The 22,910-nt window shown below is 64.7% G+C and carries 21 protein-coding genes and 1 pseudogene; 17 read left to right on the top strand and 5 right to left on the bottom strand.

Annotated features, from left to right (window positions below; translation table 11 throughout):
• Positions 1 to 23 precede the first annotated feature (23 nt).
• The 13 genes from IGS68_RS10185 to IGS68_RS10245 all read left to right on the top strand — a co-directional run bounded on the left by IGS68_RS10185 (position 24) and on the right by IGS68_RS10245 (position 13,302).
• Positions 24 to 1,196, top strand: coding sequence for an isovaleryl-CoA dehydrogenase (locus tag IGS68_RS10185; protein ID WP_201079569.1), 1,173 nt, complete (start codon positions 24 to 26; stop codon positions 1,194 to 1,196).
• Positions 1,197 to 1,204: 8 nt separating this feature from the next.
• A complete protein-coding gene (locus IGS68_RS10190) occupies positions 1,205 to 2,812 on the top strand; it encodes a carboxyl transferase domain-containing protein (protein ID WP_201079571.1) in 1,608 nt (535 codons plus the stop codon).
• A gap of 38 nt (positions 2,813 to 2,850) precedes the next feature.
• On the top strand, positions 2,851 to 3,642 hold the full coding sequence (locus IGS68_RS10195) for an enoyl-CoA hydratase/isomerase family protein (RefSeq protein WP_201079573.1): 792 nt from the start codon (positions 2,851 to 2,853) through the stop codon (positions 3,640 to 3,642).
• Positions 3,643 to 3,647: 5 nt separating this feature from the next.
• The gene (locus IGS68_RS10200) at positions 3,648 to 5,654 is read left to right on the top strand and encodes an acetyl/propionyl/methylcrotonyl-CoA carboxylase subunit alpha (protein ID WP_201079575.1); all 2,007 of its coding nucleotides are present in this window, start codon (positions 3,648 to 3,650) and stop codon (positions 5,652 to 5,654) included.
• 365 nt (positions 5,655 to 6,019) lie between these two features.
• Entirely contained in the window at positions 6,020 to 6,472 is a 453-nt protein-coding gene (locus tag IGS68_RS10205; protein WP_201079577.1) for a DUF6932 family protein, read from the top strand.
• The gene (locus IGS68_RS10210) at positions 6,469 to 7,470 is read left to right on the top strand and encodes a hypothetical protein (RefSeq protein ID WP_201079579.1); all 1,002 of its coding nucleotides are present in this window, start codon (positions 6,469 to 6,471) and stop codon (positions 7,468 to 7,470) included. Before IGS68_RS10205 ends, IGS68_RS10210 begins: the two co-directional genes overlap by 4 nt.
• Positions 7,471 to 7,572: 102 nt before the next feature.
• The gene (locus tag IGS68_RS10215; RefSeq protein ID WP_201079581.1) at positions 7,573 to 8,154 is read left to right on the top strand and encodes an acyl-CoA carboxylase biotin carboxyl carrier protein subunit; all 582 of its coding nucleotides are present in this window, start codon (positions 7,573 to 7,575) and stop codon (positions 8,152 to 8,154) included.
• A gap of 217 nt (positions 8,155 to 8,371) precedes the next feature.
• Positions 8,372 to 9,499: an ABC transporter substrate-binding protein gene (locus IGS68_RS10220; RefSeq protein WP_201079584.1), complete on the top strand. Its 1,128-nt coding sequence runs from the start codon at positions 8,372 to 8,374 to the stop codon at positions 9,497 to 9,499.
• Between the two features lie 96 nt (positions 9,500 to 9,595).
• Positions 9,596 to 10,477 (top strand): branched-chain amino acid ABC transporter permease, encoded by an 882-nt coding sequence (locus IGS68_RS10225; protein WP_201079586.1) that lies wholly within the window; start codon positions 9,596 to 9,598, stop codon positions 10,475 to 10,477.
• Positions 10,478 to 10,481: 4 nt separating this feature from the next.
• Entirely contained in the window at positions 10,482 to 11,324 is an 843-nt protein-coding gene (locus IGS68_RS10230) for a branched-chain amino acid ABC transporter permease (protein WP_201079589.1), read from the top strand.
• Positions 11,321 to 12,115 carry an ABC transporter ATP-binding protein gene (locus tag IGS68_RS10235; RefSeq protein WP_201079591.1) on the top strand — a complete coding sequence of 265 codons (795 nt, stop codon included), beginning with the start codon at positions 11,321 to 11,323 and terminating at the stop codon, positions 12,113 to 12,115. Before IGS68_RS10230 ends, IGS68_RS10235 begins: the two co-directional genes overlap by 4 nt.
• The gene (locus IGS68_RS10240) at positions 12,112 to 12,828 is read left to right on the top strand and encodes an ABC transporter ATP-binding protein (protein ID WP_201079593.1); all 717 of its coding nucleotides are present in this window, start codon (positions 12,112 to 12,114) and stop codon (positions 12,826 to 12,828) included. Before IGS68_RS10235 ends, IGS68_RS10240 begins: the two co-directional genes overlap by 4 nt.
• A gap of 54 nt (positions 12,829 to 12,882) precedes the next feature.
• Complete coding sequence (locus IGS68_RS10245) at positions 12,883 to 13,302, top strand: hypothetical protein (protein WP_201079595.1); 420 nt, start codon at positions 12,883 to 12,885, stop codon at positions 13,300 to 13,302.
• A gap of 6 nt (positions 13,303 to 13,308) precedes the next feature.
• Here the strand turns inward: IGS68_RS10245 and IGS68_RS10250 are convergent, their stop codons facing one another.
• From IGS68_RS10250 to IGS68_RS10260, 3 genes are all read right to left on the bottom strand, one after another.
• Positions 13,309 to 14,649, bottom strand: coding sequence for a PQQ-dependent sugar dehydrogenase (locus IGS68_RS10250; RefSeq protein ID WP_201079597.1), 1,341 nt, complete (start codon positions 14,647 to 14,649; stop codon positions 13,309 to 13,311).
• Positions 14,650 to 14,744: 95 nt separating this feature from the next.
• A complete protein-coding gene (locus IGS68_RS10255; protein ID WP_201079599.1) occupies positions 14,745 to 15,554 on the bottom strand; it encodes a DUF2189 domain-containing protein in 810 nt (269 codons plus the stop codon).
• Between the two features lie 258 nt (positions 15,555 to 15,812).
• Entirely contained in the window at positions 15,813 to 16,769 is a 957-nt protein-coding gene (locus IGS68_RS10260; RefSeq protein ID WP_247881265.1) for a serine hydrolase domain-containing protein, read from the bottom strand.
• Here IGS68_RS10260 and IGS68_RS10265 point away from each other — a divergent pair.
• Complete coding sequence (locus tag IGS68_RS10265; protein ID WP_201081742.1) at positions 16,768 to 17,106, top strand: hypothetical protein; 339 nt, start codon at positions 16,768 to 16,770, stop codon at positions 17,104 to 17,106. The two genes, IGS68_RS10260 and IGS68_RS10265, sit on opposite strands and share 2 nt — an antisense overlap.
• 185 nt (positions 17,107 to 17,291) lie before the next feature.
• Here IGS68_RS10265 and IGS68_RS10270 read toward each other — a convergent pair.
• A pseudogene (locus IGS68_RS10270) lies at positions 17,292 to 17,946 on the bottom strand (transposase).
• Positions 17,947 to 18,063: 117 nt separating this feature from the next.
• Positions 18,064 to 19,134, bottom strand: coding sequence for a glycosyltransferase (locus IGS68_RS10275; RefSeq protein ID WP_201079603.1), 1,071 nt, complete (start codon positions 19,132 to 19,134; stop codon positions 18,064 to 18,066).
• Positions 19,135 to 19,483: 349 nt separating this feature from the next.
• Here IGS68_RS10275 and IGS68_RS10280 point away from each other — a divergent pair, with 349 nt between their 5' ends.
• The 3 genes from IGS68_RS10280 (at position 19,484) to IGS68_RS10290 (ending at position 22,910) form a co-directional block, all read left to right on the top strand.
• Positions 19,484 to 20,938 (top strand): acetamidase/formamidase family protein, encoded by a 1,455-nt coding sequence (locus IGS68_RS10280; protein ID WP_201079605.1) that lies wholly within the window; start codon positions 19,484 to 19,486, stop codon positions 20,936 to 20,938.
• 115 nt (positions 20,939 to 21,053) lie between these two features.
• A complete protein-coding gene (locus IGS68_RS10285; protein ID WP_201079607.1) occupies positions 21,054 to 22,007 on the top strand; it encodes an aldo/keto reductase in 954 nt (317 codons plus the stop codon).
• Positions 22,008 to 22,082: 75 nt separating this feature from the next.
• A complete protein-coding gene (locus IGS68_RS10290; RefSeq protein WP_201079609.1) occupies positions 22,083 to 22,910 on the top strand; it encodes a hypothetical protein in 828 nt (275 codons plus the stop codon).

A 22,910-nucleotide genomic window follows, 5' to 3' on the forward strand; every position in this document is an offset into this window, starting at 1 on the left:
GCCCAGCGGGAGGAGCGGACACAATGGCGATACCCACCCATAGCGAACTCGATTTCGGCCTCGGTTCGGACCTGGAGATGCTGCGCGACACGGTGCGCACCTTCGCGCAGGACAAGGTCGCCCCCCGCGCGGCGGAGATCGACTCCACCGATACCTTCCCGATCGACCTGTGGCCGGCCATGGGTGAACTGGGTCTGCACGGCATCACCGTGTCGGAGGAGTTCGGCGGGGTGGACATGGGTTATCTCGCCCACGTCGTCGCGATGGAGGAGATCAGCCGCGCCTCGGCCTCGGTCGGGCTCAGCTACGGCGCCCACTCCAACCTGTGCGTCAACCAGATCAACCGCTGGGGCACGCCGGAACAGAAGAACCGCTACCTGCCCAAGCTGCTGTCCGGCGAGCATGTCGGGGCGCTCGCCATGTCCGAGCCGGGCGCCGGCTCCGATGTTGTCTCGATGCGGCTGCGCGCCGACCGGCGCGGCGACCGCTACGTGCTGAACGGCTCCAAGATGTGGATCACCAACGGCCACTATGCGGAGACGCTGGTGGTCTACGCCAAGACGGACCCGGCGGCAGGGCCGCGAGGCATCACCGCCTTCCTGATCGAGAAGGGCTTCAAGGGCTTCCGCCCGGCGCAGAAGCTGGACAAGCTGGGCATGCGGGGCTCGCCCACCTCGGAACTGGTGTTCGAGGACTGCGAGGTGCCGGAGGAGAACGTGCTCGGCCCCGTGGGCAAGGGCGTCAACGTGCTGATGTCGGGCCTCGACTACGAGCGTGCCGTCCTGGCCGCCGGCCCGGTCGGCATCATGCAGGCGGCCCTCGACGTGGTCGTTCCGTACGTCCACGAGCGCAAGCAGTTCGACACCCCGATCGGCGAATTCCAGCTGGTCCAGGGCAAGCTGGCCGACATCTACACCCGGCTGAATGCCTGCCGCGCCTATGTCTATGCCGTCGCCCGCGCATGCGACGCCGGCAAGACCACCCGCAAGGACGCGGCCGGGGCCATCCTGTATGCGGCCGAGGCGGCGACCCAGGTGGCGCTGGACGCCATCCAGCTGCTGGGCGGCAATGGCTACATCAACGAGTATCCGACGGGCCGCCTGCTGCGCGACGCCAAGCTGTACGAGATCGGCGCCGGCACCAGCGAGATTCGGCGCATGCTGATCGGCCGCGAACTGTTCAAAGAGACGGCCTGAGACCCGCCATGACCATCCTGAAATCCGTCATCGACACCCGCGACCCCGCCTTCGCCGACAATGCCGAGGCGATGCGCGGGCTGGTCGCCGACCTGCGCGACAGGGTCCACGAGATCAAGCAGGGGGGAGGGGCGAAGGCCCGAGACCGCCATCTGTCGCGCGGCAAGCTGCTGCCGCGCGACCGCGTCCGCACGCTGCTCGACCCCGGCACACCGTACCTGGAATTCTCCCAGCTGGCGGCCCACGGAGTCTACGAGGAGCCGATCCACGCCGCCGGCATCCTGACCGGCATCGGCAGGGTGTCGGGGCGGGAATGCGTGGTGATCGCCAACGACGCCACGGTCAAGGGCGGGACCTATTTTCCGCTGACCGTCAAGAAGCACCTGCGCGCCCAGGAGATCGCCCGGGAGAACAACCTTCCCTGCATCTATCTGGTGGACAGCGGCGGCGCCAACCTGCCGAACCAGGACGAGGTGTTCCCCGACCGGGACCATTTCGGCCGCATCTTCTACAACCAGGCCACCATGTCGGCCCAGGGCATCCCGCAGATCGCGGTGGTGATGGGAAGCTGCACGGCGGGCGGCGCCTACGTTCCGGCCATGAGCGACGAGTCGATCATCGTGCGGAAACAGGGCACCATCTTCCTCGGCGGCCCGCCGCTGGTGAAGGCCGCCACCGGCGAGGTCGTCTCGGCGGAGGACCTGGGTGGCGCAGACGTCCATAGCCGGACCTCCGGCGTGACCGACCATTACGCGCTGAACGATCCCCATGCGCTGAGCATCGCGCGGCGGATCGTCGGCAATCTGAACCGGCCGAAGCGCCCCCAGGTCGAGCTGCGCGCCCCGGCCGAACCGCTCTATGCCGCCGAAGAGATGTACGGCATCATCCCCAGCGACACCCGGAAGCCCTTCGACGTGCGCGAGGTTATCGCCCGGATCGTGGACGGTTCCGAGTTCGACGAGTTCAAGCAGCTCTACGGCACCACGCTGGTCTGCGGCTTCGCCCACATCTTCGGCTACCCCGTCGGCATCATCGCCAACAACGGCATCCTGTTCTCGGAGTCGGCGCTGAAGGGTGCCCATTTCATCGAGCTATGCTGCCAGCGCGGCATCCCGCTGGTGTTCCTCCAGAACATCACCGGCTTCATGGTCGGCAAGAAGTACGAGTCGGGCGGAATCGCCAAGGACGGCGCCAAGCTGGTCACCGCGGTCGCCTGCGCTCAGGTGCCCAAGTTCACGGTCGTGATCGGCGGCAGCTTCGGCGCCGGCAATTACGGCATGTGCGGCCGGGCGTTCGGCCCCCGCTTCCTCTGGATGTGGCCCAACTCCCGCATCTCGGTGATGGGCGGGGAGCAGGCCGCCGGCGTGCTGGCCCAGGTCCGGCGCGACGGCATGGAATCCCAGGGCAAGAGCTGGAGCGCCGAGGACGAGGACGCGTTCAAGGCGCCCATCCGCGAGCAGTACGAGCACCAGGGCCATCCATATTACGCCAGCGCCCGGCTGTGGGACGACGGCATCATCGACCCGGCCGACACCCGCATGACCCTCGGCCTCGGCATTTCCGCCGCCCTCAACGCCCCGATCCCGCCGCCGAAGTTCGGCGTGTTCCGGATGTGATGGGAAAGGGCAGGGCAAAAGGCAGGGAGGAAACGCCGATGGACAGCACCAGCATCCTGACCGACATCCGGGACGACGGGATCGCCACCATCACCATGAACCGGGCGGAGGTCCACAACGCCTTCAACGATCAGGTCATCGCCGAGATGACCGCGACCCTGCGGCGCCTGGGCGAGGACGACCGGGTGCGCGCGGTCGTGCTCCGGGCCGCGGGGAAAAGCTTCTCGGCCGGGGCCGACCTGGGCTGGATGCAGCGTATGGCCGGCTACGGCCGTGAGGAAAACCTGCGCGACGCCGAAGGGTTGGCCGAGCTGATGCGGACCCTCAACTTCCTGCCCCGGCCCACGATCGCGGTGGTGCAGGGAGCCGCGTTCGGCGGCGGCGTCGGGCTGGTCGCCTGCTGCGACATCGCCATCGCGGCCGAAGGGGCCTCCTTCAGCCTATCTGAAGTGAGACTGGGCCTGATCCCGGCCGTCATCTCGCCCTATGTGGTGGCGGCGATCGGCGAGCGGGCGTCGCGGCGCTACTTCCTGACGGCGGAACGGTTCGCCGCCGACGAGGCGCTGCGCATCGGGCTGGTCCATCAAGTGGTTCCGGCCGACCGATGGGACGAGGCGCTGGACAGCGTGCTGGCGCGCCTGGCCGAAGGCGGTCCGGCCGCGCAGAAGGCTGCCAAGGACCTGATCTTCGCCGTGGCGCACCGGCCCGTGAACGCCGCCGTGATCCGTGACACCGCCGAACGCATCGCCACCATCCGCGCCTCCTCAGAAGGGCGCGAGGGTCTGGCGGCGTTCCTCGAAAAGCGCAAGCCGGCCTGGACGGCGAGGTAGACACCATGTTTTCCAAGATCCTGATCGCCAACCGGGGCGAGATCGCCTGCCGGGTCATCCGTACCGCCAGGCAACTCGGCATCCGCACCGTCGCGGTCTATTCCGACGCCGATGCCGGCGCCCTGCATGTGGAAATGGCCGACGAGGCTTGGCATATCGGTCCGGCGCCGGCCCGCGAGAGCTATCTGCGCGGCGACGCCATCCTGGACGTGGCGAAGCGTTCCGGCGCCGAGGCCATCCATCCCGGTTACGGATTCCTGTCGGAGAATGCCGGCTTCGCCGAAGCCTGCGAGCAGGCCGGCGTCGTCTTCATCGGCCCGCCGGCGTCGGCGATCCGCGCCATGGGCGGCAAGTCCGAGGCCAAGGCGCTGATGGAGAAGGCCGGCGTGCCGCTGGTGCCGGGCTACCACGGGGAGGACCAGGACCCGGACCTGCTGCGCGCCGAGGCCGGCCGCATCGGCTACCCGGTGCTGATCAAGGCGTCGGCCGGCGGCGGCGGCAAGGGCATGCGGGTGGTCTCCGGGCCGGAGGATTTCGATGACCAACTTAACGGCGCCAAGCGGGAGGCGATCAACGCCTTCGGCGACGACCGCGTGCTGATCGAGCGTTACGTCACCCGACCGCGCCACGTGGAGATCCAGGTCTTCGCCGATACCCACGGCGGCTGCGTCTACCTGTTCGAGCGCGACTGCTCGATCCAGCGCCGCCACCAGAAGGTGGTGGAGGAGGCTCCTGCCCCCAACCTGGATCCGGACACCCGCCGCCGCATGGGCGAGGCCGCCGTGGCTGCCGCCCGGGCGATCGGCTATGTCGGGGCGGGGACGGTGGAGTTCCTGCTGGACGAGGACGGTTCTTTCTTCTTCATGGAGATGAACACCCGACTCCAGGTCGAGCATCCGGTGACGGAGTACATTACCGGGCAGGACCTGGTGGAATGGCAACTGCGCGTCGCCTCCGGCCAGCCGCTGCCGCGGACCCAGGACCGGTTGCACATCCACGGCCACGCCATCGAGGTCCGGCTCTATGCCGAGGACCCGCAGAAGGGCTTCCTGCCGCAGACCGGCCGCCTGGATCATCTGGTCTTTCCGCCGCTCGATTTCGGCATTCGGACCGATACCGGGGTGCGCGCGGGCGACACGATCTCGATCCACTACGACCCGATGATCGCCAAGCTGATCGTCAAGGGGGAGGATCGGGCGGCCGCGGTGCGCAAGCTGCGCGGCGCGCTGGCCGCGACCCAGGTGGTCGGGCTGGCGGCGAACACCGACTTCCTGCTGGCCATCGCCTCCCATCCGGCGTTCCTCGCGGCCGATCTAGACACCAAGTTCATCGAGCGGTACCAGGACGACCTGCTGCCGGAACCGGCCCCGGCCGACGACGAGGTGCTGGCGCTGGCGTCACTCGCGGTGCTGCTGGACCGCTCCGCCAAGGCGCGGGCTGTCGCGGCGGCATCGGCCGACCCGTACAGCCCGTGGGCGGGCAGCGACGGCTGGCGGCTGAACGACGACGCCCACGACACGCTGACGTTCCGCGACGGCGGGATGGACCGGCCGGTCCACCTGATCTACCGCCGCGGCAGCTATCGGTTCGACCTCCCCGGCGGCACCGTCGAGGCGTCGGGCCGTCTGGCGCCCGACGGCACGCTGTCCGCCGACCTGGGCGGCCGGCGGCTGGAGGGCACCGTCGTCCGCCGGGGTGCCGACATCGCCGTCTTCCGCGAGCGCGGCAGCCATCGCCTGACCCTGATCGAGCCGCTGGCCGGCGCCGACGCCGCGGAAGCGCCGGGCAGCCGCCTGATCGCCCCGATGCCGGGCAAGATCATCGCCGTCCTGACCGAGCCGGGAGCGGTGGTGACCAAGGGCCAGCCGCTGGTCGTGATGGAGGCGATGAAGATGGAACACACCATCAAGGCCCCCTCTGACGGCACCGTCGAGAAGGTCCGCTACGCCGTCGGCGACCAAGTCGAGGATGGCGCCGAACTGATCGGTTTCGCGGAGACATCCGCATCGTAAGCCCCCTGCCGACCTACAGGACTGATCAGCCTTCGGGTCGGAGCTTGCATTTTGAGATCCGGCCGGACAAGTTCCGGCCCGGCTAGAAAACTCAAGGAGAAATAATATGTCCAAAATGCTCGTAAAGGTAGTAGAAATCGCGCTCGTACGTTTTCAATGGTATTCTAGCTGTAAGGTGTGACAATGTGACCAGATATGTCTAGTTAAGCTCTTAATGGTTGAGTTTGATGTAGGGTATGCCGTAGATGGTTCTCGCACAGTCATTGGTCTTCCACCCTACGTGCTGCTAGCTGCTAACCTACACCTTCAGAAAAGGCCCGCAGCAAAAGGTTTGGCAGCCATAAGGACGGATTTAAGACGTTCGCATGCCCATTCCCCAGCTTACACAACATGGTGTCCTGCCGGTAGGGCAGCACAACTGTACATTGGATGAAGTTCAAAGTGCATATACAGGAAATGGCCACCGGCGGCAGCTGTGGGGCGATTTCAACCGTTTTTTGGTTTGGGTCCGAAATCAACCGCTTCCTCAATGCATTCTAATCGATGGTGGGTTCACCAGCGACAAAGCGAACCCCAAGGACATTGATGTCGTTTTCGATTTAACTGACGATTCTGACGCAACGCGCAACCACTGGTTTTACGTGAACGCTACACAATATCAAATGGTTAAAGATCAGTTCCGTGTTGATTTCTGGGTTTATGCTCCTGGGGCCCAAAGAGACCTGCGTGCGTTTTTCGAGTATGTTAGAATAGATGAAGCCCTTAGGCGCGGATTGATGCCAGGTGCCCGGAAGGGGCTATTAAGGATTGTGCCATGACAACCTGGGTTGAGCAAGTCGAACAGCGTGCTCGTGTGATCCATGAAGAAATAGCGATTTGGAGAATGCGAGCACAAGAATTGGGGTTCGATTTTGAACCGGTCTATGGCCGATATGCTCGCCTTTTAGACCAAATCTATGTCAATGAGATGCCTCTGGCAAAAGCTAAGGATAACTCTGAGCTTCTTCTGCATGTGGAGGGAGCGGCCGTCGAGACGATGCCGCGTATTTCGTTGGTATCAAGCTTGTTTAACAATGTTAAGGATCAGGTTCGCAATTTAACAAAATCTATTGCGGGAATGCTTCCCGAGCATAGAGTCACAGTAGCTGACATTGATCTAGAGCTATCAGGATTGGCACGAGGCAGTCTTTACATCGGGTTTAATGTACCGCTTCCGCGAGAGCGCAAGCGTCATGCAAATTTATTGCAGCAAGAAGATACTCTCTTCAAAGCGACGCAGAATGCACTTCGAGTGATTAATGACGTTTCTCACACAATTGAGATAATGGATCCAGTGGATGCGACTCGACAGGTCGCTGACGTAATTGATGACCCGAAGATTCGTGATGCTGCTCTAGTCGCAGTCCGCCGTATTGCGCCGTCCGGCCGAACCGGTGTATCAGCAATCGGTGTTACTTCTGCCATCGAAGAACGACGGCCGGCTGAGTTAACCCCAGCATTGCGTCAGCAAATAGGGAAAATGTTAGTCCAGCCTGTTGTGAGTAATGAATTTATAGAGCTTCAGGGTACGATTAGAGAAATAGATTTAGATGCAAAAAGGTTTGAGCTTAGAGGTATTGCAAACCATGAACTACAAGATATAAGATGCATATACACGAGAGTTGAGGGAGTGGAGCCGAGAAGACTGCTCGACGCACGTGTCAGTGTTCGAGGATTTGTTGAGCGCAGAAAAGATGAAAGTCCTCGCCTTGTCGAGGTAAAAAGCATTAGTTTTCTATCTCCATTGCCGCCCGATCCACAGAAAGAACTTTTTTGATTCACATTATCTAGCGTCAGACAATCCAGAGTAAAGTTTCCACAAAACCTTCCAGAGTTAAGCTCAAAGGGTGCGGAGAGTAAGTGGTTGTGAGGATTTAAGATGCGGGCGATCGCGACGGCGTTGGTCGTCCCATACAGCCCGTGGGCGGGCAGCGATGGCTGGGGTCTGAACGACGACGCCCACGACACGCTCACCTTCCGCGACAACAGGACGGACCGGCCGGTCTACCTGATCTATCGCCGCCAGCGCTATCGGCCGGACCTGCCCGGCGGCACCGTGGAGGCGTCGGGCCGCCTGGCCCCTGACGGCACGTTGTCCGCCGACCTCGGCGGCCGGAGGCTGAAGGGGACCGTCGTGCGACGGAGCGCCGACATCGCCGTGTTCCGGGAGCGCGGCAGCCACCGCCTGACCCTGATCGAGCCGCTGGCCGGCGCCGACGCGGCGGAAGCGCCGGGCAGCCGCCTGATCGCCCTGATGCCGGGCAAAATCATCGCCGTGCTGACCGAACCGGGAGCCGTGGTCACCAGGGGCCAGCCGCTGGTGGTGATGGAGGCGATGAAGATGGAGCACACCATCAAGGCGCCCGCGGACGGCACCGTCGAGAAGGTCCGCTACGCCGTCGGCGACCAAGTCGAGGATGGCGCCGAGCTGATCGGCTTCGCGGAGACCTCGGCGCCATAGGTCAGAACCCGCACCCTATCGACACAACATACCTTTGATTGCAGGAATCGTAGGTCGGCTAAAGCGAAGCGGCAGCCGACGGCAACGCGCCTGCTCTATCGGCTGCCGCTTCGCTTTAGCCGACCTACGGGACTGCCCGGTCGTAGGGTCGGAGCTTGCATTTTGAGAGCCGGCCGGACAAGTTCCGGGCCAGCGGGAAAACTCAGGGAGAAATAACATGTCCAGGATGCTTGCGACGGTAGGGGCGATCACGCTCGGTTCGCTCCTGGCGACGCCTGTCATGGCGCAGGAGACGGTGACCATCGGCGCCATCGAGATCCTGTCCGGGCCGAGTGCCGCCTACGGCACCGCCATCAAGGGCGGCCTCGAACTGGCGATGGACGAGATCAACGCCAAGGGCGGCGTGCTCGGCGGCAAGAAGCTGGCGCTGATCGTCGAGGACTCGGCCGGCAACAAGGACCAGGCGGTGAACGCCGCGCGCAAGCTGGTCGGCCGCGACAAGGTGCCGGTCGTGATCGGCCCGACGCTGTCCAACGAGATGTTCGCCGTCGGCCCGGTCACCAACGGCCGCGAGGTGGTCACGGTCGGCACCTCGACCACCGCAAAGGGCATCACCGAGATCGGCCCGTTCATCTTCCGCACGTCGCTGCCGGAATCCGACGTCGTCCCGGTCACGCTGAAGACGGCGCAGGAGAAGTTCGGCATCAAGAAGATCGCGATGATGTACGCGAACGACGACGCCTTCAGCAAGTCGGGCTTCGACAGCATGAAAGCCGCGGCCGAGGAGCTGGGGCTGGAGATCGCGACGATCGAGACCTTCGGCAGCAAGGACACCGATTTCTCGGCCCAGCTCACCAAGATCAAGGGTCTCGGCGTCGACGCCATCACCATCTCGGCGCTGGTCGAGCCGATCTCCGGCGTCGTCCTCCAGGCGCGCCAGCTCGGCATTCCCAGCAGCGTCCGCTTCATCGGCGGCAACGGCGCCAACTCGCCGAAGCTGGGGGAGATCGCCGGCGCCGCGGCCGACGGCCTGCTGGTCGGCAGCCCCTGGTTCATCGCCAAGCCGGACGAGGCGAACCGGAAGTTCGTGGCCGACTACAAGCAGCGGAACGGCAAGGACCCGGACCAGTTCGCCGCCCAGGCCTACGACACGATGTACATCGTGGCCCAGGCGATCGACCGGGCGGGTGCGGCCGATAGCGACAAGATCCGCCAGGCGCTCTACAAGACCGACTTCAACGGCGTCATGGGGCCGTTCACCTTCACCGAGGGCCGCGATCCCGCCTCCAACGAGGGCGTCGTCGTGCTGTCCATGAAAAATGGCCGGTTCGAAATCCTGGAGTAGTTCCGGCCGACGCACCGTGCTAAGGGAGGCCCGCCCTCGCGGCGGGCTTCCGCTTTGCGGGGCGTTTCCAGATCCACGAATTGGCGCCTACCTTCCATGCTGTCCCAACAATTGGTCAACGGCCTGGTGCTGGGTTCGACCTATGCGCTTTTCGCGCTGGGGTTCACGCTGATCTTCGGCGTGCTCCGGGTCATCAACCTGACCTATGGCTTCTATTTCTCGGTCGGCGCCTTCGTGGCGCTGACCGCCGCGCGCGAGCTTGGCGCCAACATCTGGGTGGCGCTGCCGCTGGGCGCAGTCGCGGCCGGGCTGGTGGCCGTCGTTGCGGACTGGCTCCTGCTGACGCGGCTCCGCCGGGCCAAGGCCGGCGAACTGGCGTCGCTGATGGTGACCCTGGGCGCCGTGCTGGCGCTCTATTCGCTGATGGCCGTCTTCATCGGCACCGACATCCAGCGCTTCCCCTTCGGCTTCGTCGACAACTCCGCCCTCGAATTCGGTGATGTCCGGATCTCCACGGTGCAGATCCTGATCATCGGCACCACGCTGGTGCTGGTGGCCCTGCTGTTCGTGCTGCTCCAGCGTACCAAGCTCGGCCTGATGATCCGCGCCCTTGCGGAGAACGAGGACGCCGCCCGCCTGATGGGCATCAATGTCGGCCTGACCGTCGCGGCCGTCTCCTTCCTGTCCGGCATGCTGGGCGGCGCGGCCGGGGTCCTGATCGGCCTGAACTTCAACGCGATCCAGCCCTTCATGGGCGAGCACATGATGCTGCGGGGCTTCGCCGTCATCATCATCGGCGGCCTGGGCGACATCCGCGGCGCGCTGATCGCCGGCGTGCTGCTGGGCCTGCTGGAAGTGCTGACGGCCGGCTACATCTCGTCCAACGCCAGGGAGGCGGTCGCCTTCACCATCCTGGTGCTGACCCTGTGGTTCCGCCCGGTCGGCCTGTTCGGCCGCGCCCAGGCGAAGAGGGCCTGACGCCATGCCCATCTGGCTCGACGACTTCCTGTTCACCTACGAGACGCTGATCCACGCTCTCGGGGTCCATGGGCTGCTGGCCCTGTCGATGTATTGCGTGATGGCCGTGGGGCAGCTCTCCCTGGGGCAGGCCGCCTTCATGGGCATCGGCGCCTATACCGGGGCGCTGCTGACGCTGAACCTGGGACTGCCTTTCTGGCTGGTGCTGCCGCTGTCGGCGCTCGCGCCGGCCCTGGTCGCGCTGGTGATCGGCGGCCCGACGCTGCGGCTCAGCGGCGTCTACCTGGCGATCTCCACCATCGCGCTGGGCGAGGTGCTGCGCGTCCTCTACATCAATGCCGAAGGGCTGACCGGCGGGGCGCTCGGCCTGTCCGGCATCCCGCGCAAGGCGGACCTTTGGCTGATCTATCTGCTGCTCTTGCTCGGCGTCGTCGGATTCTGGATGGTCGGCAGGTCGAAGATCGGCCGCGCCATGGAGGCGATGCGCGAGGACGAGGCTGTGGCCAGCGTGATGGGCGTCAACCTGCCGCGCTACAAGCTGGGGGCGCTGATCGTCTCCTCCATGCTGGCGGGGCTGGCCGGGTGCCTGACGGCGCATAGCAACAGCTTCATCGGTCCCAATGAATTCGGTTTCGAAATGGCCGTGACGATCCTCAGCTTCGCGCTGCTGGGCGGCATCGGCACCCCAATCGCCCCGGTGATCGGCGCCATGATCCTGACGGCGCTGCCCGAGGTGCTGCGTCCGCTCCAGGATTTCCGGCTCGTGATCAACGGGCTGATCATCGTCGTCGCGGTGCTGTTCCTGCCGCGCGGCGTCATTCCCTTCAGGCTGAGGCGGGCGCCATGACCATCCTGCTTTCCGCCCGGCAGGTCTCCAAGCAGTTCACCGGGCTGCTGGCCGTCAACCAGGTCGACGTCGATGTGGCGGCGGGTTCCGTCCACGGCATCATCGGCCCCAACGGGGCCGGCAAGACCACGTTCTTCAATCTGGTCTCGGGGCTCCTGCCGCCGACGTCGGGCACGCTGACGCTCGATGGGCACGAGATCACCGGCGCGGCCCCGTACGAGCGGACCCGGTTGGGCGTCGCCCGCACGTTCCAGAACATCCGCATGTTCTCCGACATGACGGTGGTCGAGAACGTCATGACCGGGATGCATACGCGCCTGGAGTCGTCCGGCCTCGCGGCGCTGCTGCGCCTGCCCGCATTCCGGCGGGAGGAACGGGCGGCCAAGGCGAAGGCCATGGAATTGCTGGAGTTCGTGAGACTCGCCGACAAGGCGGGGCTGCGGTCCGGCGACCTTTCCTACGGCGACCAGCGCCGGCTGGAGATCGCCCGCGCGCTGGCCGGCAATCCGCGCCTGCTGCTGCTGGACGAACCCGCCGCCGGCATGAACCCGACGGAGACCCGCGACCTCGCGGCGCTGCTCCGCCAAGTGGCCCGCCGCGACATCACGCTTCTGCTGGTCGAGCACAACATGGGCTTCGTCATGGACCTGTGCGACCGCATCACCGTGCTGAACTTCGGCCGCAAGATCGCCGAGGGCACCGCCCGCGAGGTGCGCGACGATCCGGCCGTGATCGAGGCCTATCTCGGCACCAAGGTTGCCGAACGTCTGGCGAAGGCGCACGGCGCATGAGCACTCTTCTCGAAGTATCCGGTCTTCACCTCGGCTATGGCAGGACCACGGCGGTCAAGGGGATCGACCTGTCCGTCCCGATCGGCGGCGTGGTCTGCCTGATCGGTGCCAACGGGGCCGGCAAGACCACCACCATGCGCGGCCTGGCCGGCCTTCTGAAGCCGACCGCCGGTACCGTCCGCTTCGACGGCGCCGACATCACCGGCAGCGCGGCTCATCGCGTCGCCCGGTTGGGCATCCGTCAGGTCCCGGAAGGCCGGCAGGTCTTCGCCGAAATGACCGTGGACGAGAATCTCCAGCTCGGCGGGCTCCAGGCGCCCGGTGCGGCGGAGTACGCCAGGCGCCGCGACCGCGTTCTCGAGCGTTTCCCCCGTCTGCGTGAGCGGCTGTCCCAGCAGGCGGGCCTGCTGTCGGGCGGCGAGCAGCAGATGCTCGCCATCGGGCGCGCGCTGATGGGCGCACCCCGCCTGCTGCTGCTGGACGAGCCGAGCATGGGGCTGGCCCCCTTGTTCGTCGAGGAGATCTTCCGGATCATCGCCGACCTAAAGCGCGAAGGCGCGACCATCCTCCTGGTCGAGCAGAACGCCCAGGCGGCGCTGGAAATCGCCGACTATGCCTATGTGCTGGAGAGCGGCACGATAACGCTGCAAGGTCCGGGGGCGGAGATCGCCGAAAACCCGCAGGTTGCCGCGGCCTATCTGGGTGGTCATTGACGAGTTAATCTGATATTCCCGCGGTTTATTGGCGGGATGTCCAGCAATCGGTGAATGATGGCACGAAACAGCAACCGCGGTGCGGCGCGACAGAAAACCCGGGCGGCACGGACAGCGGCGCCGGTTCAGCGGCCCGCGGATGCCGACGGGCTGACCAGCGTCACCGTCCGCGTGCCTGAAGCGGCCAGGCCCTTCATCGAGAAGGCGGCGGAAATGATGCGGGACGGCGCCGACCCGGCCGCCGCATTGCGGCGGGCCGGCGGCAGCTTCGACGCCTCCGCCCCGCCGCCCAGCCGGGGCGAGGCGCTGTCCGACGACGACATGGCCCGCCAGCGGGACCAGCACCAGATGGCGAAGCTGCGCAGCCGCCTGGAAAGCCAGGAACTGCGCAGCGCCGCCGAGCTGGGCCAGCGGGTCAGGAGCCTTCGGGGATGGCGGCTGACCTTGGCCCGCATGGCCGGGATAGTCTCCTGACCTGGCTTACCGCTGGGCCGCCTGGCCCACGGTCGTTTCGACACCGACGCGCCAGACCCGGTTGCCGACGTCGTCGGTCACCAGCAGCCCGCCCTTGCCATCGGGCGCCACGTCTACCGGCCGGCCCAGCGCGTCGCCCTGATCGTTGACGAAGCCGGTCAGCACGTCGACCGGATCGCCCGACGGCTTGCCGTCGGCGAAGGGGACGAAGATGACCTTGTAGCCGCTGCGCGGCTTGCGGTTCCAGGACCCGTGCTGGCCGATGAAAACCCCGTTGGAGAACTGGTCGGTCAGCGTGTTCTCGTCGGAGAAGGCGAGGCCCAGGGAGGCCGTATGGGGGCCGAGGGCGTAGTCCGGCACGATCGCCCGTTCGACCAGATCGGGCCGCTGCGGTTCGACGCGGACATCCACGTGCTGCCCGTAGTAGCTGTAGGGCCAGCCGTAGAAGCCGCCGTCCTGGACCGACGTCATGTAGTCCGGCACCAGGTCGCCGCCGATCTCGTCGCGCTCGTTGACCGCGGTCCACAGCATGCCGGTGGTGGGCTCCCAGTCTAGACCGTTCGGATTGCGGAGGCCCGAGGCGAAGATCCGGTGCTCGCCGGTCTGCGGGTTGATCTCCCAGACCGCGGCGCGGCCTTCCTCCATCTCCATGCCGTTCTCGCCGATATTGCTGTTCGATCCGACGGTCGCGTACAGCAGATTGCCGTCCGGGCTGGCGATGACGTTCTTGGTCCAATGATGATTGATGCCTGCCGGCAGATCGACCACCTTGGTTCCCGGCGCCGTGATCTTCGTCTGGCCTTCCTCATAGGGAAACCGCACGATCGCGTCGGCGTTCGCCACGTACAGGTCGTTGCCGACCAGGAACATGCCGAACGGCGAGAACAGATTCTCCAGGAACGCTGTCTTGGTCTCGGCGATGCCGTCGCCGTCGCCGTCGCGCAGCAGGCTGATCCGGTTGGCGCTGGGTACGCCGGCACCGGCCCTGCTCATCACCAGGTTCATGACCCAGCCCTTGATTCCGCCGTCCTCGTCCTTGGGCGGGGCGTTGGATTCGGCTACCAGGACGTCGCCGTTGGGCAGCACGTGGAGCCAGCGGGGATGATCCAGGCCGGCGGCGAACTCGGTCACGCCGAGGCCCTGGGCGGCGGTCGGCTTGTCGCCCTCTGCCCAGCCCTTCGCAGGGGCGATATGGACGGTGGGGATCGGCGACTCCTCGTTGGGAGCAGGCAGTTCCGGGTTCGGACCCGTGCCCGCGGAAACCGGAAGCGACGCATTCTCGCCGCAGCCGGCCAGGGTCAGGCCTGCCGCGGCGAGAAGGAACGAAGCGGTTGAAAGCGTGCGCATTTCGCGATGTTCCTGAAATCTAAAGGTGTCTACAGGAACAACACGAAACCCGTAAAGCTGTTGCGCCCGGCGCTTTTCCAATCACACAGAGTTGATCAGTTCACGATGACCTTGCGGTACAGATGCCAAGTGGCATGACCCAGGATCGGCATCACGACCGCCAAGCCGACGAAGAAGGGCACGGATCCGACCGCGATAGACACGGCGACCACGAGGCCCCAGGCCGCCATCGGGACAGGATTGGCCATGACGGCCCGGAGCGAGGTCTTGACCGCTGCGACCGGCCCGACGTCGCGGTCCAGCAGCAGCGGGAACGACACGACGGAAGTCGCCAGCACCACCACGGCGAACAGGAATCCGACCAGGTTGCCGAGGAAGATCATCTGCCATCCCTCGGCCGTGTTGAAGACCCGGTAGAGGAATCCGCCCTCGGGCGCCGCCATGGACGCGCCCAGGGTCGCCTCGTATATCCCGGAGGCGGCGGCGAGCCACGCGACGAAAAGCGCGGCCAGTCCGACGGCCAGCACCATGATCGACCCGATCGCCGGGGATTTCAGCACGTCGAAGGCATTCAGCCAGGAGACGGGCTTGCCCTGTTCGCGGCGTCGGCTGAGTTCGTAGATGCCGATGGCGGCGACCGGCCCCATCAGCGTCAACCCAGCGATCATCGGGTAAAGCAGCGGGCGGAGGTCGGCGCCATAAGCCCAGCGAGCGGCGACCACGCCGACCAGCGGATAGATGATGCCTAAGAAAAGCAATTGCGTCGGCATCGCGAGGAAGTCGTCGACTCCTTTCGATAGGGAATCCCTGATGTCGTTCAAATCGATCTTGCGCACGCCGGGATAGGCTTCGCCGTAAGCCACTTCCCGGACCGTAGATCCGTTCGTCGCGGTTCTGTTCGCCATCTTCCTGCCTCCCTCTGAGAGCGGCCGTCAGAAGCGGTCATGCTGCGGTCATTGCGCAGGTGGCACGATTCATCGGCCGTCGACCTGTGGGTCGGACCGTGCGGTCACCCTGGCCGGGTGACGCCGACCGTATCCCTGGCAACCGAATCTATCATTGTTAAGGCGACAGACCAATACAACCCTAACCGGTAAGCGACGACGGCCGGGAAAAGCCGGGGGAGGGATTACCCGATTTTTCGGGTGCGCGACCGGCGGAAACTATTCTGTAGCCGGAATGATCCCTTCGGCCATCAGGAAATGCAGGTCCCGGACATAGCCGGTCCGCCCCGAGGGCGAGTCCGGGTCGGATGTCATGACCACGGTGAGTCCCAGGTCGGGCACGACATAGAGCATCTGCCCGCCATAGCCCCAGGCGTAATAGACGGTATGCCCCTGCATTTCCCGGATGAACCAGCCATAGCCGTAGCTGTCCCCGGTATGCACCGATCGGGCCTGCGGGGTCCAGGAGGCGCGGATCCAGTCTTCCGACAGGATGCGGCGCCCGTCCGCCACGCCGCCGTTGCGGTAAAGCTCACCGAAGCGGAGAAGGGCACGGGGCGACAGCAGCATGTTGTTGCCGCCGAAATAGATGCCCTGTGGATCGCGCTGCCAAACCGGCACCTCGATGCCCAGCGGCTCGCCGAGCCAGTCGCGTGCCAGGGCCAGGGTGCTGCGCCCGGCCGCTCGGGTCAGGGCGGCGGACAGGATGTGGGAGTTGCCGGTGGAGTAGAGCATGCCGCCTCCCGGCTCGTCGACGAAGGGGCGCGCGAGGGCGAAGCTCACCCAATCGCGGCTGGTCACCCATCGGCCATAGAAGGAACCTGATGTCCGCTCCAACCCGGAGCGCATCGCCAGCAGATGGTCGATGGTCACCCGTCCCAGCCGCGGATCGGCGCCGGCGGGCACCTGGCTGCCCAGGATCTCGACGATCGGCTGATCCACTCCCTCGAAGACGCCCTGGTCGATGGCGATGCCGGTCAGCGCCGCGATCACGGTCTTCGACAGCGACTTGACGTTCACAGGGCTGTCCAGGCCTGGCCCGTCGAAGATACGCTCCACGACCGGAACGCCGTCGCGGGCGACGATCAGCGAACGGAGGGCCGCCAAGTCGGCGGCCTGCGCGAGCGCCCCGTCGAGCGCCGCCCGATCCATCGGGCGGGGCACCTGTGCGGCCATGGAAGCATGGGGGATAATCCCAGCAAGTGCGGCTAAAAACAGCGCCTTGCCAATGGAAAGAAGGGAAAAGGGGGATGAGCGCGGGGTCATGGCGCTTAATTGGCGCTGGCCGCTCACTCGTCAACGCTGGAGCGACGGTCGGACGTTTGGTGTCAAGCGACAGCCGCAGGAGGCCGCCGCTTCCATTGCTGAAAGCGCTTTGGCTGCTTGGCAGGGGCCATATGAAGGTGATGACCCCGACAAGCGCGCCGATGGCGAGGCAACGGTCGGAGGTGGAAAACGCAGCGAGGGGTATCTTTGCCGCGGGGAGAAAGATGATCCCGAGCAAAACAAGTAACCCGGTCAGTCCGGTGATCTCGCCTTCGACCAGCCACACGAGTAAATGTTATGGCTATGTAGTCGGCAATGGTCGGGTTCGTACAGATCGCACGCGGCATCGATGCAAGCTATACAGTGCTTCCGAAGAAAAGCGTTGGATAAAGGGTGGCTTATGATCTGTTATGAATTGAGTTCTTGGTTCATCTAATAGAAGGTTGCAGCAATGCAGAGAACGCCCATGAAGAAACAGGCGGTCTTCTCATACCGGGTGGCGACGGCGCGCCTTTCCTTCAGATGTGCCCACAGCCGTTCCACGCGGTTGCGATTGTCATATACCCATCCGGGACAGGTCACAGGCGCGTCCTTGTTCTTGGCCGGGATCGCCGGCCGCGCGCCGTGGTCCCAAATGAGCTGGCGGAAGGCGTGGGAGGCATAGCCTTTGTCGCCAACGACCCAGCCGGGAATACCGGGCAGGCAGTCGACCAGATCGCGCGCCAGCGGCAATTCGTGAGCCTTTTTGAACGCCCCCGCCCCCTTGTGGTGCGCCCTGGTCGAAGTCCTGTCGAGAAATGACATGCCCAACTCAATGCTACGGTCCTGAACCTGTTCCAGAAGCCGCTCCCAGACGCCCAGTTGGCTCCAGCGGATGAAAGTTTGTGCCGCCCGCCACCACGGCACCAGATCAGCCGGGACACTTCGCCATTTGGCACCATTGCGATGGCGCCAGACAATCGCCTCGATGGTTTCGCGAAGCGCAACCGACCCCGTTTTGCCCCCGCGGCCGGCACTCATCGATCAGCGGTCTCGAAACCGCCCATTGATCATCGGTCAGAACAACAAGACTGTTATGCTCAGTCATTCCATGAATATTGGCATAGTCACCAAGCTATATTTGGCCCTAGAGGATCCAAGGTTTGCCTGACAGCTTCTTGGGACTGATGATTTGACATGCTGGAGACGTCGAGCATACACACCTTCACGAACTTCCGACCGACACCAACTCCGGCATTACGCTCATAGGCGTTGCCGAATGGATTCCCTCGTAGATGCTCAGCAAACGGCCAACCGCCCTTTCCTCGGTGAAGTGGCCGTGGTACCGAGCGCTTCCCCTGGAAGTGAGGCGGTCGGCAAGTTCCGGTTCGATCAGGATCCGGCGTATGCTGTCAGCCAAGGCTTCCACGTCATCGATGGGCACCATGAGACCGTCGTCAGCGTGGCGTATCGTTTCGCGAGGCCCGGCAGACATGGCGGATATGATCGGCGTGCGGTTTTGCCAAGCCTCGAGAATGACGGTTCCGAACGGCTCATACCGGGATGGCAGCAGGCAGATATCCGCCGCGCGCAGGAGAGCGCCCCGGTCAGAGCGCCATCCCAGAAACTTGACCCTGTCGGCTACCCCTGTGCTCCCTGCCAGGGACTTGAGTTCAGCTTCCAGTGGCCCGTCGCCCGCGATCCACAGGTGACAGTCTGGGATGGAGGCCAGCGCCTTTATGGCGATGTCGAGACCCTTCTTGATATGGAGGCGGGACAGCGTCAGCAGAACCGGAACGCCATCGGGCGTGCCGATTTCCGCCCGTGAGGCTGGTGCTTGGTCGTTGGCGCTGGAAAAAGTATTGACGCAGTACGCCCGCGCCGGAGGGACTCCCTTGGCAACCATATGATCCACGATGCCGGGAGTGACGCCGATGAAATACTTGCAGGAGGCGAAGTTCGCGGGATCATAATAGCCACCGAACCACCCGATCGTCGGGATGGCGGTGATTGGAGTCATCGTCGCCGCTCGCCGCATCCAGCACTGTATGATATCGGGTTTTTCATAGGCGATCGCTCGCCTGATGTACCAGCGCGGAATTAAGGATTTGGCCTGCCATCCGTGTGACAGTACCAGCTTCACTCCAGCTGACCTCAAATCTTCGTAACGATCTGAGAGGGGATTGGCGATGACCACTTGATCGATGCCGTGTCTGTGCAGCGCCATCACCATATCGGCAAAATGCATCTCAGCGCCGCCATTTGCACGACTTAGCATGAACTGCATGATTTTCATGTCGCTTGGGTCCCGGTACTTCTGATTGGGGCGCTGAGTTGTTGCAACCCTGGGGGGCGATGGCGCTCTTTTCAGAAGACATCCCCCTGCAGCGCTTATATCTAAAGTATTAACTCATAAGATATGAGGTGTCAACGCGCCTGAGCGACTTGTTATCGCGAGTCGCGCGATCGTTCGAAAGTGCTCCGATGTTGGTCGATGTGCTGTTTGGACGGGCAATATCCCGCTTGTCCAGACCATCGTGGCTTGCCTCCCGTAAGGCCTATAACTTGCATACGGTATTATGGGCGCGGGCGCACAGCAGGCTCCTGCGCAGGGTGGGCCTGGACCAGAGCGGAGAAGCAAGAAAATGTGCCAAGGTGACGACCGCAACTGCCCGGATTTCGAGGAGCATCGCCGGGCTTTCCTGAATACCATGGATCATGAGCGCCGGACTTTCCTGAAGAGCGCCTTTGCCGCCGCGGGCGGCGCCGGCGTCCTGGGAGCCGGCGGACTGTCGCTTGTCACCCCTGCGATGTCGGCGGCGGCGCAGGTGCGGCAGCCGGAGCGGATCAGCCACCACTACCTGCCGGCCACGGCCGACACGGTCCACTGGGGTTACTTCAGCAAGAGCTTGAAGCCGCGCGTCGAAATCTCGCCTGGAGATTACGTCACGATAGAGACGCTGACCCACCATGCCAACGACGATGCCGAACGGATGGTGACGGGCGATCCCGGTGCCGAAAGCGTCTTCCACTGGACACGGGAGAAGAAGAACGTCGATCGCCGGGGCGCCGGCCCGATGGATGCCTCGATCCATGGCCGCGGGGCCGGCGAAGGGTTCGGCGTCCATATCTGCACCGGTCCGGTGGCGGTCCGGGGAGCAGAGCCGGGCGACGTGCTGGAGGTCCGCATCGTGGACATGAAGCCGCGGCCCAGCGCGAACCCGGAATTCGCCGGCAAGACCTTCGGGGTCAATGCCGCCGCGTGGTGGGGCTATCACTACAAGGACCTGCTGACCGAGCCCAAGGAGCGCGAGGTCATCACGATCTACGAGATCGACGCGCGCGGGGAGAGGAACTGGGCCAAGGCCGTCTACAATTACCGCTGGACGCCGCAGACGGACCCGTTCGGGGTCGTCCATGGCAAGATCGATTATCCCGGCGTTCCCGTCGATCACTCGACGATCCAGAAGAACTTCGACGTGCTGAAAGGCATCCGCATCCCGGTGCGCCCGCATTTCGGGGTCCTCGGCGTCGCTCCCCGGGAGGCGGAACTCGTCGATTCCGTTCCTCCCGCCTATTTCGGCGGCAACATGGACAATTGGCGGCTTGGCAAAGGGGCGACCATGTATTACCCGGTGGCCGTGCCGGGCGCCCTGTTCTCTGCCGGGGACCCGCACGCCTCCCAGGGTGATTCGGAACTGTGCGGTACGGCGATCGAATGTTCCTTCACCGGAACGTTCCAGTTCATCCTGCACAAGGCCGCCGATCTGGCCGGCACCGCCCTGGAAGGGCTGGACTATCCCATGCTGGAGACGGCGGAGGATTGGGTGATGCACGGATTCAGCTATCCGAACTACCTGGAGCAGCTGGGATCCGGCGCCCAGTCGGCGATTTACGAGAAGTCGTCCGTGGATCTCGCCCTCCGGGACGCTTTCCGAAAGATGCGCCGGTTCCTGATGAACGCGAAGGGGCTGACCGAGGACGAAGCCATTTCCCTGATGTCGCTGGGCGTCGATTTCGGCATCACACAGGTGGTGGACGGCAACTGGGGCGTCCATGCGATCATCAAGAAGTCGATCTTCTCCGCGGCCGATGCCTGATCTGACAGGGACCTTCCGGGAACGGAACGTCTCCACCGGCTCGGTGTTCGCTGGATGATAGGGCGAAGCGCCGCCGGCGCTTCGCTATCCTTCACCGATACCGGGGACTGATGACATGGAAAAGCGGCAACTCGGCCGGTCGGGCCTGACGGTCGTCCCGCTCTGTCTCGGCGGCAACGTGTTCGGCTGGACGATCGACGAGCCGACCTCCCACCGGCTGCTCGACGCCTTCGTCGAGCAGGGCTTCAATTTCATCGACACGGCGGATTCCTATTCGACCTGGGCGCCCGGCAACACGGGCGGCGAGTCGGAGACCATCATCGGGAGCTGGCTCAAGGGCCGAGGCGACCGCGACAGGCTGGTGATCGCGACGAAGGTCGGGTCGGAGATGGGACCGGGAAAGAAGGGCTTGGCACCGGCCTACATCCGGACCGCGGTGGAAGATTCCCTGCGCCGCCTCCGGACCGACTATATCGACCTGTACCAGTCCCACTGGGACGATCCGGAGACTCCTTTCGAGGACACGCTGGCGGCGTACCAGGACCTGATCGACCAGGGAAAGGTGAGGGCGGTCGGCGCCTCCAACCTCGGCCCGGCACGCCTTCGGGAGGCGCTCGAGGTCGGCGGCAAGCCGGGCCTGGCACGTTATGAGTCGCTCCAACCGGAATACAACCTGTTCGACCGTGCCGGATACGAGGCCGACCTGGAGGGCATCTGCCGCGAGAACCAGCTCGGCGTGATCTCCTATTACTCGCTGGCCAGCGGCTTCCTGTCCGGCAAGTACCGCTCGCCCGAGGATGCCGGCAAGAGCCCGCGCGGCCAGGGCGTCGTCAGCAAGTACCTGAACGACCGAGGCCTGGCGATCCTGGCGGCACTGGACGAGGTCGCGGCGCGGCACGATGCCAATCCGTCCCAGGTCGCGCTGGCATGGCTGATCGCCCGCCCCGGGCTGACGGCGCCGATCGTCAGCGCGACCAGCCTGGAACAATTGAAGGACCTGACCGCGGCCGCACGGCTCATACTTGATCGTGCATCGATCGATCGCTTAGACAAGGCGAGTGGAGGGTGAGCGGAACTATCCGTTAACCAGTTATGTGAGACACCTCACGGCCCTTCCGACAGGTGACTGCGACAGGATGCGACCGTGAAAACCGGTACCGGTTCAGATTCTTCGATTTCCAGGCGTACCCCGTTCAAGTCCCCGCACCGGCCGCTGGCCGGCGCGGCGCTCGCGGGCGCTCTGCTGATGACCGGCTGCGCGGTCGAGCAGATGACCGATCAGGCCTATTCCGCCGTCCAGAGGACGGGCGTGTTCGATCGGGTGGCGGAGCGCACGGGTATCAACGCGCTGTTCGACGAAGCCGCAGCGCGGTACGCGGAAGCCATGGCAACCGACGAGAGGCCGCTCGATACGGTCGGCGTTCCGTTGCCTACGCTGGCGTCCGGCATCGTCACGGGGCCGCGTCCGCCGGATCTCGTGCGCGAAGCGCTGACCGAGATCGCCGCGGAGCATGGACCGGCCGTGGCCCGGCGGATGATGATCGCGATGGCCACCGGCGGCGCCACGATGGTCACCGGGCTGCCGTCCATGGCCGATGGCGCGATTTCCGCGCACGACAAGCTGATGGCCGCGCAGGCGGCGCAGGCCGAGGTGGACGCCGCCTACGCCGCGAGCGAAGCGACCCGTGCCGCGACCGCCCTGGTGCCCGACGAGGACCGTCCCCGCGAGGCTGCGGCACTGCTGAGGTTGGTGGAGGAAGCCGCCGGATCGAAGCTGGCATGGAGCAATCCTGCGACGGGGGCCAGCGGGGTTGTCTCGATCGGGGCTGCCGAAACGTCGAAGGGCGACGATGGGCGAAGCCCCGCGGTCACATGCCGTACCGTGATCCGTGAGTATTCCCATGGCGCCGTCTCGCGCGGTGGGGTCGGTACCATATGCCGGGAGCACGGAGTATGGTACGATCTGAGTTGA

This window comes from Skermanella sp. TT6, assembly GCF_016653635.2.
GTDB lineage: Bacteria > Pseudomonadota > Alphaproteobacteria > Azospirillales > Azospirillaceae > Skermanella > Skermanella cutis.

What these genes read in the sequence shown, in the direction of transcription:
- IGS68_RS10185 (WP_201079569.1), top strand. Translation starts at nt 24, where the DNA reads ATGGCGATACCCACCCATAGCGAACTCGATTTCGGCCTCGGTTCGGAC.
- IGS68_RS10190 (WP_201079571.1), top strand. Translation starts at nt 1,205, where the DNA reads ATGACCATCCTGAAATCCGTCATCGACACCCGCGACCCCGCCTTCGCC.
- IGS68_RS10195 (WP_201079573.1), top strand. Translation starts at nt 2,851, where the DNA reads ATGGACAGCACCAGCATCCTGACCGACATCCGGGACGACGGGATCGCC.
- IGS68_RS10200 (WP_201079575.1), top strand. Translation starts at nt 3,648, where the DNA reads ATGTTTTCCAAGATCCTGATCGCCAACCGGGGCGAGATCGCCTGCCGG.
- IGS68_RS10205 (WP_201079577.1), top strand. Translation starts at nt 6,020, where the DNA reads ATGCCCATTCCCCAGCTTACACAACATGGTGTCCTGCCGGTAGGGCAG.
- IGS68_RS10210 (WP_201079579.1), top strand. Translation starts at nt 6,469, where the DNA reads ATGACAACCTGGGTTGAGCAAGTCGAACAGCGTGCTCGTGTGATCCAT.
- IGS68_RS10215 (WP_201079581.1), top strand. Translation starts at nt 7,573, where the DNA reads ATGCGGGCGATCGCGACGGCGTTGGTCGTCCCATACAGCCCGTGGGCG.
- IGS68_RS10220 (WP_201079584.1), top strand. Translation starts at nt 8,372, where the DNA reads ATGTCCAGGATGCTTGCGACGGTAGGGGCGATCACGCTCGGTTCGCTC.
- IGS68_RS10225 (WP_201079586.1), top strand. Translation starts at nt 9,596, where the DNA reads ATGCTGTCCCAACAATTGGTCAACGGCCTGGTGCTGGGTTCGACCTAT.
- IGS68_RS10230 (WP_201079589.1), top strand. Translation starts at nt 10,482, where the DNA reads ATGCCCATCTGGCTCGACGACTTCCTGTTCACCTACGAGACGCTGATC.
- IGS68_RS10235 (WP_201079591.1), top strand. Translation starts at nt 11,321, where the DNA reads ATGACCATCCTGCTTTCCGCCCGGCAGGTCTCCAAGCAGTTCACCGGG.
- IGS68_RS10240 (WP_201079593.1), top strand. Translation starts at nt 12,112, where the DNA reads ATGAGCACTCTTCTCGAAGTATCCGGTCTTCACCTCGGCTATGGCAGG.
- IGS68_RS10245 (WP_201079595.1), top strand. Translation starts at nt 12,883, where the DNA reads ATGATGGCACGAAACAGCAACCGCGGTGCGGCGCGACAGAAAACCCGG.
- IGS68_RS10250 (WP_201079597.1), bottom strand. Translation starts at nt 14,649, where the DNA reads ATGCGCACGCTTTCAACCGCTTCGTTCCTTCTCGCCGCGGCAGGCCTG.
- IGS68_RS10255 (WP_201079599.1), bottom strand. Translation starts at nt 15,554, where the DNA reads ATGGCGAACAGAACCGCGACGAACGGATCTACGGTCCGGGAAGTGGCT.
- IGS68_RS10265 (WP_201081742.1), top strand. Translation starts at nt 16,768, where the DNA reads ATGGAAGCATGGGGGATAATCCCAGCAAGTGCGGCTAAAAACAGCGCC.
- IGS68_RS10260 (WP_247881265.1), bottom strand. Translation starts at nt 16,769, where the DNA reads ATGGCCGCACAGGTGCCCCGCCCGATGGATCGGGCGGCGCTCGACGGG.
- IGS68_RS10275 (WP_201079603.1), bottom strand. Translation starts at nt 19,134, where the DNA reads ATGAAAATCATGCAGTTCATGCTAAGTCGTGCAAATGGCGGCGCTGAG.
- IGS68_RS10280 (WP_201079605.1), top strand. Translation starts at nt 19,484, where the DNA reads ATGTGCCAAGGTGACGACCGCAACTGCCCGGATTTCGAGGAGCATCGC.
- IGS68_RS10285 (WP_201079607.1), top strand. Translation starts at nt 21,054, where the DNA reads ATGGAAAAGCGGCAACTCGGCCGGTCGGGCCTGACGGTCGTCCCGCTC.